This is a genomic window from Microbaculum mangrovi (assembly GCF_051390635.1).
Lineage (GTDB): Bacteria > Pseudomonadota > Alphaproteobacteria > Rhizobiales > Tepidamorphaceae > Microbaculum.
Map to the genome: position 1 here is coordinate 566511 of NZ_JBPODT010000001.1, position 13948 is coordinate 580458.

At 66.4% G+C, this 13948-nt stretch carries 12 protein-coding genes; 3 read left to right on the forward strand and 9 right to left on the reverse strand.

Annotated elements, in window-relative coordinates; translation table 11 throughout:
- Window positions 1-178: 178 nt before the first annotated feature.
- The gene (locus ACSF9G_RS02700; protein WP_436638038.1) at window positions 179-709 is read right to left on the reverse strand and encodes a hypothetical protein; all 531 of its coding nucleotides are present in this window, start codon (window positions 707-709) and stop codon (window positions 179-181) included.
- A 272-nt stretch (window positions 710-981) separates the two neighbouring features.
- Window positions 982-3153 carry a catalase/peroxidase HPI gene (katG, locus tag ACSF9G_RS02705; protein WP_436638040.1) on the reverse strand — a complete coding sequence of 724 codons (2172 nt, stop codon included), beginning with the start codon at window positions 3151-3153 and terminating at the stop codon, window positions 982-984.
- A gap of 227 nt (window positions 3154-3380) precedes the next feature.
- Here katG and ACSF9G_RS02710 point away from each other — a divergent pair, with 227 nt between their 5' ends.
- A complete protein-coding gene (locus ACSF9G_RS02710; RefSeq protein WP_436638042.1) occupies window positions 3381-4274 on the forward strand; it encodes a hydrogen peroxide-inducible genes activator in 894 nt (297 codons plus the stop codon).
- Between the two features lie 2 nt (window positions 4275-4276).
- Here the strand turns inward: ACSF9G_RS02710 and ACSF9G_RS02715 are convergent, their stop codons facing one another.
- The 7 genes from ACSF9G_RS02715 to ACSF9G_RS02745 form a co-directional block, all read right to left on the reverse strand.
- The gene (locus tag ACSF9G_RS02715; protein WP_436638044.1) at window positions 4277-5065 is read right to left on the reverse strand and encodes an SDR family NAD(P)-dependent oxidoreductase; all 789 of its coding nucleotides are present in this window, start codon (window positions 5063-5065) and stop codon (window positions 4277-4279) included.
- 28 nt (window positions 5066-5093) lie between these two features.
- Window positions 5094-6110, reverse strand: a complete 1017-nt coding sequence (gene cydB / locus ACSF9G_RS02720) for a cytochrome d ubiquinol oxidase subunit II (protein WP_436638046.1) — start codon at window positions 6108-6110, stop codon at window positions 5094-5096.
- A complete protein-coding gene (locus tag ACSF9G_RS02725) occupies window positions 6111-7517 on the reverse strand; it encodes a cytochrome ubiquinol oxidase subunit I (protein ID WP_436638048.1) in 1407 nt (468 codons plus the stop codon). It lies immediately after the preceding gene.
- Window positions 7518-7609: 92 nt separating this feature from the next.
- On the reverse strand, window positions 7610-8200 hold the full coding sequence (locus tag ACSF9G_RS02730) for an ABC-type transport auxiliary lipoprotein family protein (RefSeq protein WP_436638050.1): 591 nt from the start codon (window positions 8198-8200) through the stop codon (window positions 7610-7612).
- A gap of 52 nt (window positions 8201-8252) precedes the next feature.
- On the reverse strand, window positions 8253-9581 hold the full coding sequence (locus ACSF9G_RS02735; protein ID WP_436638052.1) for an MlaD family protein: 1329 nt from the start codon (window positions 9579-9581) through the stop codon (window positions 8253-8255).
- Between the two features lie 8 nt (window positions 9582-9589).
- Window positions 9590-10396 carry an ABC transporter ATP-binding protein gene (locus ACSF9G_RS02740; protein WP_436638054.1) on the reverse strand — a complete coding sequence of 269 codons (807 nt, stop codon included), beginning with the start codon at window positions 10394-10396 and terminating at the stop codon, window positions 9590-9592.
- Window positions 10397-10413: 17 nt separating this feature from the next.
- Window positions 10414-11550 carry an ABC transporter permease gene (locus ACSF9G_RS02745; RefSeq protein WP_436638056.1) on the reverse strand — a complete coding sequence of 379 codons (1137 nt, stop codon included), beginning with the start codon at window positions 11548-11550 and terminating at the stop codon, window positions 10414-10416.
- A gap of 157 nt (window positions 11551-11707) precedes the next feature.
- On the opposite strand from ACSF9G_RS02745, the gene dgcN reads away from it, so the two are divergent.
- Both dgcN and dgcA read left to right on the forward strand, forming a co-directional pair.
- Entirely contained in the window at window positions 11708-12721 is a 1014-nt protein-coding gene (dgcN, locus tag ACSF9G_RS02750) for an N-acetyltransferase DgcN (RefSeq protein WP_436638058.1), read from the forward strand.
- Window positions 12718-13701, forward strand: coding sequence for an N-acetyl-D-Glu racemase DgcA (gene dgcA / locus ACSF9G_RS02755; protein WP_436638060.1), 984 nt, complete (start codon window positions 12718-12720; stop codon window positions 13699-13701). Before dgcN ends, dgcA begins: the two co-directional genes overlap by 4 nt.
- The last annotated feature ends 247 nt before the right edge of the window (window positions 13702-13948 follow it).

The following is a 13948-nucleotide window of genomic DNA, read 5'->3' on the forward strand; positions in this document are numbered from 1 at the left end:
AAATCAAGCCCCGTGCCCGCGTTTGCCCGTTGCCCGGTGACCGGCCTGCCCCTCCTGCATCATTGCCGGGCCCGACCCGGCAATCTGGGGACGGCGACCCGAGACGCCCGAATCCGATCCGGGAATGACCGGGACGCGCGGCAAGGACGAGGAAGTAACCGGAGCGCCGCCCGGCCGCCTAGCGCATCGTGCGCTGGGTGTTGCCGCTGCCCGAGCCCGAGCCCGACACCTGGATCGGCGACGACTTCGGCGCGGTCGAACCGGCATAGCAGGCCTTGATCGCGGCGCAGCGGTCGGTCCGGTCGGCGTGGTCGGGGCTCTTCGACTTGTGCGGGAAGATGCGGCACACCTGCTCGATGTCGGCGGGCCGGAGCCAGCCCTCCGCCTTGCCGCGCTTGGCGGCATAGCAGTCGGCGCGAGCCTCGCCCGGGCCGTAGAGCTGGTGGGAGCATTCGTGGGTATAGACGAACAGGCGGGTGGCCGCCGACAGCCGGTCTAGCCGGACCGGGTTGAGCACGATGAACGCGCCGATCGAGGCGCCGTAGTCGCCGAGATCCGCGGTGAGGATGGTACGGGTGCGCCCGCAGGCCGGAACCCGGCCGCCAAGCTCGTAGTCGCCGGCCTCGTAGAGCGTGCCGCGCAGGACGATCTCGTCGCCCGCGCCATCGCTGTCGTCGGCATGGGCAGGCGCGATGCCGGTTGCCGCCATCGCAAGTCCCGCAACCACAAATCCCGCAACCAGTCCGAACAAGCGCCGCATCGCGTTCTTATTACCCTAATTCGGGTGGCCCGGGCGGACCCGGACCGTGCCTCCACGCCACGACCATAGCAACCCGTCGGCGCCGGTTGGAAGTGGAATCACGGTCTCTCAAGCCGAAAATTTGGGCAGCGCCGCGCCGGGCGACGGCAAGCCGCGGAAACGCAAACGGGCCGGGGATTTCTCCCCGGCCCATCGCGATTCTTACGCTGAAATGACCGAAATCAGGCCAGATCGAAGCGGTCGGCGTTCATCACCTTGGCCCAGGCCGCCACGAAGTCGTTGATGAACTTCTCCTTGGCGTCGTCCTGTGCGTAGACCTCGGCATAGGCGCGCAGGATCGAGTTGGACCCGAACACGAGATCCAGGCGCGTCGCGGTCCACTTGACCGCGTCGGTCTTGCGGTCGCGGATCTCGTAGATGCCGTTGTCCGCCGGAACCCACTTGCTGGCCATGTCGGTCAGGTTGACGAAGAAGTCGTTCGTCAGGGCGCCTTCGCGATCGGTGAACACGCCGTGCTTGGTGCCGCCATGGTTGGTGCCCAGAACGCGCATGCCGCCGACCAGAACGGTCATTTCCGGCGCGGTCAGGCCCATGAGCTGGGTGCGGTCGAGCATCAGCTCTTCCGCGCTGACGACATAGTCCTTCTTCAGCCAATTGCGGTAGCCATCGTGGATCGGCTCCAGCACATCGAAGGATTCCGCGTCGGTCATCTCGTCGGTGGCATCGCCACGGCCCGGAGAGAACGGCACGGTGACGGCGTGGCCGGCGGCCTTCGCGGCCTGCTCGACGCCGACATTGCCAGCGAGCACGATGACGTCGGCGATGCTGGCGCCGGCTTCCTTCGCGATTGGCTCGAGAACCGACAGCACCTTGGACAGGCGCGCCGGCTCGTTGCCTTCCCAGTCCTTCTGCGGGGCCAGGCGGATGCGGGCACCATTCGCGCCGCCGCGCATGTCGGACCCGCGATAGGTGCGGGCGCTGTCCCAGGCGGTGGCGACCATCTCGGCGACGCTCAGGCCGCTCGCGGCGATCTTCGCCTTCACCGCGTCCACGTCATAGTCGGTGGCGCCGGCCGGGATCGGATCCTGCCAGACCAGATCTTCCGCCGGAACGTCCGGGCCGACATAGCGCGCCTTCGGCCCCATGTCGCGGTGGGTCAGCTTGAACCAGGCGCGGGCGAAGGTGTCCTTGAAGTACTCGGGATCCGCCATGAACTTTTCGCAGATCGCCTTGTAGGCCGGATCGAACCGCATCGCCATGTCGGCATCGGTCATGATCGGGTTGTGGCGGATCGAGGGATCGCTGGCATCGACCGGCTTATCCTCTTCCTTGATGCCGATCGGCTCCCACTGCCAGGCGCCGGCGGGGGATTTCTGCAGCCACCAGTCATAGCCGAACAGCAGCTTGAAGTAGCCCATGTCGAACTGGGTCGGATGGGTCGTCCAGGCGCCCTCGATGCCGGAGCTCACCGCGCGGCTTGCCAGCCCGTTCTGCTCGGCGTTGGCCCAGCCCAGGCCCTGCATCTCGGGGCCGGCGGCCTCCGGAACCGGGCCAAGGGCCGCCGCATCGCCGTTGCCGTGGGTCTTGCCGACCGTGTGGCCACCGGCGGTGAGAGCGGCGGTTTCCTCGTCGTTCATCGCCATGCGCGCGAAGGTCTCGCGCACCTGGGCGGCGGTCTTCAGCGGGTCGGGCTTGCCGTTCACCCCTTCCGGGTTCACGTAGATCAGGCCCATCTGCACGGCCGCCAGCGGGTTTTCCATCGTCGCGGGATCGTCGACGCTGCTATAGCGTTCGTCGCTCGGCGCCAGCCATTCCTTCTCGGCGCCCCAGTAGGTGTCCTTCTCGGGGTGCCAGATGTCCTCGCGGCCGAAACCGAAGCCGAAGGTCTTCAGGCCCATGGATTCGTAGGCGACGTTGCCGGCCAGGATGATCAGATCGGCCCAGGAGATCCGGTTGCCGTATTTCTTCTTGATCGGCCACAGCAGACGGCGGGCCTTGTCGAGGCTGACGTTGTCCGGCCAGGAGTTCAGGGGCGCGAAGCGCTGGTTGCCGGTGCCGCCGCCGCCACGGCCGTCGGCCAGGCGGTAGGAGCCGGCCGCGTGCCAGGCCATGCGGATCATCAGGCCGCCGTAGTGGCCCCAGTCGGCCGGCCACCACTCCTGGCTGTCGGTCATCAGCGCGTGCATGTCCTTCTTCAGCGCCTCGACGTCCAGTTTCTTCAGCTCTTCGCGGTAGTCGAAGTCCTTGCCCAGCGGATTGGTCTTGGTGTCGTGCTGGTGCAGGATGTCCAGATTGAGCGCATTCGGCCACCAGTCCACGTTCGACTGTCCGACCTCGGTAATCGCGCCGTGCATTACCGGGCAGCCGCCCTTCTTTTCGACCTTCGCATCCATGTCTCTCTCCGTGTTCTGCGATCTTATTCGCGTTGATCCGTATCGAACGATTGTGACGCCCGGGCGTCGCCGCCGACGAAATCCCGGGTCCCTCGCCTCCAACCGCCAGGATCGAATCCCGGCGATCAGCGTCCGCATCGATTTTGAAGCGTTCTAAACTGATATTGACCCACGAGGCCAATCAGCGCAAATTAGTTTTGCATTCGATTTCATAAGGCAGGCTTATATTGCCGACCCTGAAGCAGCTCAAGTACCTCGACGCGCTGGCCCGCGAGCGGAACTATGCCCGCGCCGCGTCATCCTGCCACATCAGCCAGCCGGCGTTGTCGATGCAGATCAAGGAGCTCGAAGCCGAGCTCGGCCTCGTCCTGGTCGAGCGCGGCCGCGGCACCTTCGCCATGACCGAGGCCGGCGAGGAAATCGTCCGACGCGCCCGGTCGATCCTGCGGGCGACCGACGACCTGGTCGACTATGCCCGCCATGCCGACCGGCCGCTGTCGGGCACCTTGCGATTCGGCGTCATTCCCACGATCGCGCCCTACCTGCTGCCACGCGCGTTGCCGCTGATCCGGGCGCGCTTCCCGGACATCGCGCTCGAACTGCGCGAGGCCCAGACCGCAGACGTTGTGGACGACCTGTCGCGCGGCGTGCTCGATCTCGTGCTGCTGTCGCCGCCGATCGACGCACCGGATATCGAGACCTTCCACATGTTCGACGACCGCTTCCTGCTCGTCACCCAGGCCGACGCCACGCTGGACGAGCGAAAGCGCATCGACATATCGAGTATCAGCGGGCGCCGCCTGCTCCTGCTGTCTGAAGGCCATTGCCTGCGCGAGCAGGCGCTGAGCGTCTGCCGCACGGCCGACCGGGACACACTCGGCGAGCTCGGCGCGACCAGCCTGACGACCATCGTCCAGATGGTCGCCAACGGCTTCGGCGCCACGCTGCTGCCGGAAATGGCCATCGAGGCGGAAATACGCGACGATCGGACCGCGCTTTTGCGGTTCCGCGACCCGGAACCGAGCCGGAAGATCGGGCTGGCCTGGCGGCGTACCTCGGCCCGCAAGCAGGACTTTGTCGCGATCGGCGAGGCATTGAGCGAACTCGCCCCGGCCGCCTGACCTCACTCGGCGAAGGCAAGCGTCGGCAGGTCCACGACGGTGGCGCCGCCATCCACGGTGACGATCGAGCCGTTCATCATCGCCGCCTCGTCGCTGGCGATGAAGCAGATGACGTTGGACACCTCGTCCGGGGTCGCCGGCCGGCCAAGCGGCACGTCCCGGGTCACCAGGCGATAGGCCTCCTCCACCGAGGACAGTCCGCGCTCGCTGACCAGCATCTGCATTTCCTCGCTTGCCATGGCGGTGGCGACCCAGCCCGGGCAGACGGTGTTGGTGCGCACCCCCTTGCGGCCGTAGTCGCGGGCAAGCGATTTCCCCAGCCCGATGACCGCGTGCTTCATCGTCACGTAGCCGGCGGCGTCCGGAGCGGCGAAAAGCCCCGCGATCGACGAGACGATGACGATGTTGCCCTGCCTGTCGGTCAGGTCGGGCAGGCATTCGCGGGCGCAAACGAAGGCGGTATCGAGATTGGCCCGAGCCGCGTCCGCCCAGATTTCGTCGGTCATCGTCACGGTCGGGCCGATGCCATGACCGCCAGCATTGGCGACCAGGATGTCGATCGGCCCGTGGCTGTCGCGGATGCGCGAGATCGCGGCACGAACGCTTTGCGTGTCGGCGGCATCGCCGGCAACGACCAGGCCGCCGACCTGATCGGCGACCGCCTCGAGCGGCTCGCGCCGCCGCCCCATCAGCGCAACCCGCGCGCCTTCGGATGCCATCCTGCGCGCAACAGCCGCGCCGATGCCCGTGCCCCCGCCGGTGATCAGAACCGATTTCCCTGAAAAGCGCATCGGTTCCCTCCCATTCGGCGTGACGACGTCAGTGGTAGCCTTCGCCGGGTCGCACCTTGCCGCGGAACGTCCAGTACACGAACGCCGTGTACGCGAGGATGATCGGCAGCATGAAGAGCGTCCCGATCAGCGTGAAGATCTGACTCGCCGGCACGGCCGCCGCCTGCCAGACGGTGACGCTCGGCGGCACCATCAGCGGGAAGGTCGAGATCGCAAGGCCGAGATACGACAGCAGGAACAGGCCGAGCGTCGCCAGGAACGGCGTCGCCGTGTGGTTGCGCTCGAGCGCGGTCCACAGCAGCAGCGCCAGCCCGGCCGTCACGAGTGGCACCGGCCACAGATAGTAGATGTTCGGCGTGGAGAACCAGCGCTCGCCGATCCGGTCGATGGCATACGGCGTCCACAGGCTCACGAGCGCGATGAACGCCAGCACGATCAGCAGAATCGTGCGCGCCTGGCGCCGGCCGCGCTCGGCGACCTCGCCCTCGGTGCGCATGATCAGCCATGTCGCGCCCAGCAGCGCGTAGCCGCAGACCAGGCCGACGCCGCACATCAGCGAGAACGGGGTCAGCCAGTCGAACGGACCACCGGCGAAGGCGCCGTTCTCGACCTTGATGCCCTGGATCAGCCCGCCGAGGATCAGCCCCTGGCAGAAGGCCGCCACCGTGGAGCCGGCCGCGAACGCGAAGTCCCAATGCCCGTGCCTGGGCTTGGCCACGAAGCGGAATTCGAACGACACGCCCCGAAATATCAACGCCAGGAGCATGATGATGACCGGCAGGTAGAGCGCCGGCATGATGATGGAATAGGCCTTGGGGAACGCGACCCAAAGGCCGCCGCCGCCGAGAATCAGCCAGGTCTCGTTGCCGTCCCAGAATGGCGCGACGGAATTCATCATCTGGTCACGCTCGGCTTCCTTGCGGGCGAAGGGAAACAGGATGCCGATCCCCAGGTCGAATCCGTCGAGAATGACGTACATGGCCACGGCGGTGGCGATCAGGCCGGCCCAGACCACCGGAAGATAGAAGTCCAAGGTCAGGTCCATCTAGGGTCTCCCGCCGCCATAGGCTTCGCGGCCGCCGGGGCCGACCGCCGCCAGCGTCCGGCTTGGCCCGGCCTCCTCGTCCTCCCGCGACACGTCGACGGGACCGCGCACCAGCAGCCGGTTCATGTAGTAGATGCCGTACGAGAACACGACACCGTAGACCACCACGAACAGGATCAGGCTGGTCAGCACCACGCCCGCGGAGACCGGAGACGCCGCGTCCGCCGTCCTAAGGATTCCGGTGGCCACCCACGGCTGGCGGCCCACCTCGGTGACGATCCATCCCGCCAGCACCGCGATGAAGCCCGCCGGCCACATCCACGAGGCGATCCTGAGGAACGCCCGGTTGGTCTCAAGCCGGCCCCGCAACCACAGGATTCCGCCCGTCCAGGCGACGAAGATCATCAGGAACCCGAGGCCGACCATGATCCGGAACCCGAAGAACGGGCCCCACAGCGGCGGCCGGTCCTCGGGCGGGAATGCCTTGAGGCCCGGATAGGAGCCCGTCAGCGAATGGGTGACGATCAGGCTGCCGAGATAGGGGACGGCAATCTCGTAGTCGTTCTTCTCCCCCGCCTCGTCGGGCCAGGCGAACAGGACCAGCGGCACCGGCCCGGGGGCATTGGCATCCCAATGCGCTTCGATCGCGGCGAGCTTGGCCGGCTGGTGTTCGCGCACCGACAGGCCGCTCATGTCGCCGATGACCGCCTGCAGCGGCGCCAGTACGATCGCCATGCCGAGCCCCATCTTCAGCATGATGCCGGCATAGGGCTTGTGCTTGCCCATCAGCATGTAGCGCGCCCCGATCGCCAGCACCACGAACGAGGTGGTGAGGTAGGCGGCGGTCAGCATGTGGGCCAGGCGCAACGGGAATGTCGGCGAGAAGATGATCTTCAGCCAGTCATCGGGATAGGCGATGCCGTCGCGGATGACGTGACCGGTGGGAACCTGCATCCAGCTGTTGGCCGACAGGATCCAGAAGGCCGAGATCGAGGTTCCCACGGCGACGCACACGGCGGCGAAGACATGCAACCAGGGCGGCACGCGGTTCCAGCCGAACAGCATGATCCCGAGGAAGGTCGCTTCCAGGAAGAAGGCGGTCAGCACCTCGTAGCCGATCAGCGGCGCGACGACGTTGCCGACGACGTCCGAGAACCGGCTCCAGTTGGTGCCGAACTGGTAGGACAGCACCAGCCCGGAGACGACGCCCATGGCGAACGAGACCGCGAACACCTTGGTCCAGAACCGGGCGAGTTCGCGATAGCGTTCTTCGCCGGTGCGCCGCCACACCACCAGCAGCGTGGCGATCCAGGCCGAAAGCCCGATCGTGAAGCTCGGGAAAATGATGTGGAATGCGACGGTGAACCCGAACTGGATCCGCGCGAGCAAGACCGGGTCGAAATCCATTGCGGAGTACCTCGCGGAGCTTTCGGCGATTCGGTCGAAAGCTTAGCACGCGACCGGGTGATTTTCAGATGACGGCGGCGCGGTCTGCCGCGTCAGATCTTCGCAAGTGTCCACACGACGATTTCGGTGGCGACAGTTTCGAACGCGCCGTTCATGGCCGCGACCATGCTTTCCACCGAACCGTCGGCGACCGGCTGGCGCGCCTCGAAGGTCTTCGAGGCGACGACGCGGCCCGACTGGTCCCCGACGATCCGCACGTTGATCGCCACGATCGCCGTGTTGGTTTCGGCGTCGACGTGGAAATCGCGCAGATCGGTGACCAGGCCGACATCGCTGACCACGGCGCTGCCGGGAACGCCGACCGAGCGGACCCTGTCGGTGTTCTGGAAGGCGTCGATCAGCCGCGCCTGGACGAGCTTCGGCGCCCGGTCGCTCCATTGCGCCTTACCCAGATAGGTGATTTGCGTCGGCGCCGGCCTGACGACGATCCGCTCGCTGTCCAGCGCCCCCACGACGGTCGGCTCGGTGACCGCGAACTGCACCGCCGTCGACCCGATATTGGCGGGAAAGCGGGTCGGCGCGGTAAGATCGTAGGTGGCCGGCGCGGGTTTCGCCGCGAGCGCGCAGCCGCCGACCAAGGCAGCCAGCGCCAGTACGACACCTTGTCGCCACGCACTCAGCACGAAATCCCCCTGCCCCCTGCTTCCCTGTCCAACTGCTTTGTCGGATCAAACACTAGAAACGCCGGCCCGGATTGTATTCGGGCACCGCCGAACGTCCAGTCAGAAAACCCGCCGGATTCTGCTCGAGATTGGACAATGCGCGATCGATATTCGACATCGTCCGCCGTCCCTCGGACATGAAAGCCTGGAAATCCTTCAGGCCACCGACGCCATAGCGCTGCACGTCCGCGGTAATCGTGTCGAGCCGCGAATTGAGGTTGTCGGCAAGCTCGCGGAACGATTTCGCCGCCTCGTTGATGTTGCCGATCATGCTCTGGCCCTTCTCGTCGCCGAGCATGCCGTCGACCTTCGCCATCAGCCCGTCGAGCCGCGCCGAGGCCTTGCGGAACTCCGCCGCCGTGGCGGTGGCGTCGTCGATGAACTGGGAGATTTCCTGGTCCTTGCCGGCGATCGTTGCCGTGACCTTGTCGAAATTCTCGACCGTGCGCGAGATCGCCGCCGGATCGACCGCGGCAACCACCTTCTTCACGTCCTCGGCGACGCCGCTGAGCTGCTCGGTGAACTTGTTGATTCGCTCCGCCGCCTGGCCCGCATTCTCCGCGAGCACGGTCACCTTGTCGGAATTGGCCGCAAGCGCGTCGGCGAACGTGCGCACGTCGCCGACGATCGCCCGCACCTCGTCCGGCTTGATCGCCTCGACCACCGTGTTGAGGTTGTCGGCCAGGACCTCGATACGGGCGCCGACCTCGTTGATCCGTTTGGCCGCCCCGCTGGCGTCCTCGATGAAGCTCGCGACCTTGTCCGAGTTCTGCGCCAGTGCGTGCGAGAACGTCTGGATGTTGCTGACCGTGTTGGTAATGGCCGTCTCGTTGTTGGCGATCAGCGAATTGATGCGGGTCGCCACCGAATCGACCTTGGTCAGAAGCGACTTCGCCCCTTCCAGCAGGTCCTGGAAGGTCGATTTCTCGGCATAGATGATCGGCGGTTCCTCGGATGCGCCCCAGGCATCCCTGAGCGGGCGCGCGTCGGCCTTGCTGGTCTTGAGCTGGACGAAACCGACACCGGTGATGCCGGTGAACTGCAGCTGCGCGGTGGTGTCGACGTTGATCGGATAGCTCGGGTCGATCTGGATCAGCGCCACGACCTGCGCCGGATCGTCGGCTGCCACCGAAAGGCTGACCACGTCACCGGCCTTGATGCCGTTGTAGAGGACGGAGCTGCCCTTGTTCAGGCCGGTCACCTCGTCGGAGAAGACGACGCGGTACTGGACCCGGCCCGATGAATCGCCATAGGCCCCGATCCAGTAGATGAATCCGAACGCGCCCGCGATCACCGCGAGCGTGAAAAAACCGACGATAAGTGGGCTGGATCGGATTTCCATACCCGCCGCTAACTCCGACTTATCCTGGCGGCAACGCCGCGTGCCCGCTTGCCGCGGAAATACTCCTGAATCCAGGGATCCGGGTTCTCGATCACCGTCTTCAGATCCCCCGCCACAAGAATGCGCTTGTTGCCGAGGGCCGCAACCCGATCGCAAATCGAAAACAGGCTATCGAGGTCGTGGGTTACCATGAAAACCGTCAGACCTAAAGTGTCGCGCAGTTTCGAGATCAGATCGTCGAATTCCGCCGCGCCGATCGGATCGAGACCCGATGTCGGCTCGTCAAGGAAGACGAGATCGGGATCAAGCGCAAGGGCGCGGGCGAGCGCGGCGCGCTTGATCATGCCGCCGGACAGCTCTGAGGGATACTTGTCGGCCGCGTCAGGCCGCAGGCCCACCATGCCGATCTTCAGCTCGGCGAGCTCGTCCATCAGCGATTGCGGCAGGTGCAGATGCTCGCGCATCGGCACCTGGATGTTCTGCTTCACCGTCAGCGACGAGAACAGCGCGCCCTGCTGGAACAGGATGCCCCAGCGCCGCTCGACGGCGCGACGCTCCTCCCGGCTCGCCGTGTCGATGTCCACGCCAAACATCTCGACGGAGCCGGCGCGGCGCGGCAGAAGCCCGATCAGCGTGCGCAACAGCACCGACTTGCCGGTGCCCGATCCGCCGACCACGCCGAGGACCTCGCCGCGATAGATGTCGATGTCGAGGCCGTCCAGGATGTTGGCCTCGCTGAAGCCGACGGTGATCCCGCGCGCGCGGATGATCACGTCGGCGGGTTTCCCGGGTCCGTCGGCGACAGGCCGTTCCATTTGTCCCACCTCGGCCATCAGTAGTCGATCGCCGCGAAGAACATGGCGAACATGCCATCGAGCACGATGACCATGAAGATCGCCTTCACCACCGAAGCGGTCGTCTGGCGACCCAGTGATTCGGCGCTGCCCTTCACCTGCAGGCCCTCCAGGCAGGCGATCATGCCGATCACCAGCGCCATGAACGGCGCCTTGATCAGGCCGACCATGAAGGTGTTTATCTCCACCGCGCTGCGCAGGTACGGGATGAAGCTGGCCGGCGGCATGTCGATATAGATCCAGGCGACCAGCCCCGCCCCCGTCAGCGCCGAGATGTCGGCGACGAAGGTCAGGAGCGGCAGCGCCATCACCAGCGCGATCAGGCGCGGCACGATCAGCACCTCGACGGGATCGAGGGCCAGCGTTTTCAGTGCGTCGATTTCCTCGCGCATCTTCATGGAGCCTATTTCGGCCGTGATCGCGCTGCCCGACCGGCCCGCCACCATGATCGCGGTGAGCAGCAGGCCGATCTCGCGCAACACCAGGATACCGGCCAGATCGATCGACAGGATCTCGGCGCCGAACTGGCGCAGCTGATAGGCGCCCTGCTGTTCGATGATGCCGCCGATCAGGAACGAGATCAGCGCGATGATCGGCACCGCGCGCACGCACATGTATTCCAGATGATAGGTGATCGAGGTCAGCCGGAACCGCCAGGGGCGGACCAGGAAACCCAGCATGATCACCATGGAGGCGCCGAGCAGCTCCGTCAGCCGGGTGAGATCGCGCCCCGATTCGATCACCGCCTCGCCGGTGTCGCGGACCAGCTGCAGCACCATCGGCGACCGTTCGCGTGGCGGCACCGGCTTGTGCTCGGCCTTCTCCACCTCCCCGATCAGGATCTCGCGCGCCGGCCCGACGCCGGTGTAGGCGACCTCGATGCCGGCGCCCATCAGGCTGCGGGCGGTGCGGTGGATAAGCCACGCGCCGGCGGTGTCGAACCGGTCGATTCCGGACAGGTCGATCGAAACCCGGCGCACGCCGGCGGGCAGTTTCGCCGCCTGGCTGATCTCACCGTCGAGCCTCTCCGACTCGACGACGGTCCAGTTCCCCGCCGCGGAAAAAACGAGCGAATCGCCGGAACCCGTAACGATTATCGCCGGACGCTGGTCCATATCGTCAGATTGCCCACCCTCTGCGAGCGGACGCTTGCGTCAGCCCGCTGGCCTTCCATAATACGGCGCATCTTGATGGCCGCTGACCTTGGCAGCAACCCCCCGGCAGCGATCCCCGTAAGCGAAACGACTCTTCACCCTTCAGGATCTAGATAGCATGGAAATCGCGCGTCCCTACCTGCTGTTCCTCGGCGACGTCCACGACGATCTGGCCGCCAAAACCGCCTATGGCATCGTCGACTGGCGCCGCGACTGGTGCGTCGGCCAATTGCGCCTGCCCGGCTGCAACGCGGATGCGGAGCTGCCGGAGACCGACATCCAGGGCGCCGTCGAAGCCGGCGCGAAGACCATGATCGTCGGCGTCGTCAACCCCGGCGGCGTCCTTCCCGACCACTGGGTCGAGACGATCGTCGCCGCGCTCGATGCCGGCATGGACGTGGCCAGCGGCCTGCACATGCGGCTCGGCGAGGTCGAGGCCATCGCCGAAGCGGCCGCGCGCAACGGCCGCCAGCTCTTCGACGTGCGCCACAGCTCCCAGCGTTTCGCCACGGGCAAGGGCACCAAACGCCAGGGGCTGCGGCTCCTGACGGTTGGAACCGACTGCTCGGTCGGCAAGAAATACGCCGCGCTGGCGCTCGAGAAGGGCATGCGCGGTCGCGGCCTCAACGCCGACTTCCGCGCCACCGGCCAGACCGGCATCTTCATCTCGGGTCGCGGCGTTTCCGTCGACGCGGTGGTGGCCGACTTCATCTCCGGCGCCGCCGAATGGCTGACGCCCGCCAACGAGCCCGATCACTGGGACGTCGTCGAGGGCCAGGGCTCGCTGTTCCACCCCTCTTTCGCCGGTGTCAGCCTCGGCCTGCTGCATGGCGCCCAGCCGGATGCCTTCGTCGTCTGCCACGAGCCGACCCGCACCCAGATGCGCAACGTCCAGCACCCGATCCCGATGATCCGCGAGGTCATCGACGCCACCGTCTATTGCGGCAAGCTGACCAACCCCGCGATCATCTGCGTCGGCATCGCGGTCAACACCGAGAAGCTCGACGAGGCCGAGGCCAAGGCCCTGTGCAAGGAGATCGCGATCGAACACGGCGTTCCCACGACCGATCCCGTGCGATTCGGCGTCGAGGGCATCGTCGAACGCATGATCAGGGAGTTCCACGCGCAATGAAGGGCGATCTCACGGTCTCAGTCGAATCCTGGCCGATCGCCGGCGGCTTCACGATTTCCCGCGGCACCAAGACCGAGGCGACCGTCGTGGTCGCCGAGATACGGACGGGCGCCCATCTCGGCCGCGGCGAATGCCTTCCCTATGCCCGCTACGGCGAAACCGTCGAGGGCATCCGTGACGAGATCGCCGGCCTCGCCCACACGGTCGCCCACGGTCTGAGCCGCGAGGAACTGGCGGAAATCCTGCCGGCCGGGGCGGCGCGCAACGCGCTCGATTGCGCCCTCTGGGACCTGGAAGCCAAGGAAAAGGGCAAGAGCGTTCGCGAACTCGCGGGCCTTACAGAGCCGAAACCGCTGGTGACCGCCTATACGCTGAGCCTCGGAACGCCGGACTCGATGCGCGAGGCCGCGCGGAAGGCCGCCCACCGCGAGCTTCTGAAGGTCAAGCTGGGTGGCGACGGCGATGCCGAACGGATCGCTGCCGTGCGCGAGGGGGCGCCGGACTCGCGCCTGATCGTCGACGCCAACGAGGGCTGGTCTCCGGCCGATATCGAGTCGCTGCTGGCGGCCTGCGCCGACGCCCGCGTCGAGTTGGTCGAACAGCCGCTTCCCGCCGATGCGGACGAGGTCCTGGCCGATATCGACCGGCCGATTACGGTCTGCGCCGACGAAAGCATTCATGACCGCGCCAGCCTTACCGGACTGTCGACGCGCTATGATGCGATCAACATCAAGCTCGACAAGACCGGCGGCCTGACGGAGGCGCTCGCCCTGTCGAATGCCGCCCGCCAGGCGGGCATGAAGGTCATGGTTGGGTGTATGCTGGCGACCTCGCTTGCCATGGCCCCGGCGATGCTCGTCGCCCAGGGCGCCGAATGGGTCGATCTCGACGGCCCGCTCCTGCTCGCCCGCGACCGCCAGCCCGGCCTGCGCTACGAGGACAGCCTGGTCTTCCCCCCCGAACCGGGGCTGTGGGGGTGAGGGACGATCCGCGCTAGCGGATGAAACGCATTGCGTTTCAAGTCCCGAGCGCGCGAGGCCCAAAGCCGAGCGCCGGAAAGGCGATCCGTCGCTAGCGGATGAAACGCATCGCGTTTCAAGTCCCGAACGCGCGAGGCCCAAAGCCGAGCGCCGGAAAGGCGATCCGCGCTAGCGGATGAAACGCATTGCGTTTCAAGTCCCGAACGCGCGAGGCCCAAAGCCGAGCGCCGGAAAGGCGATCCGCGCT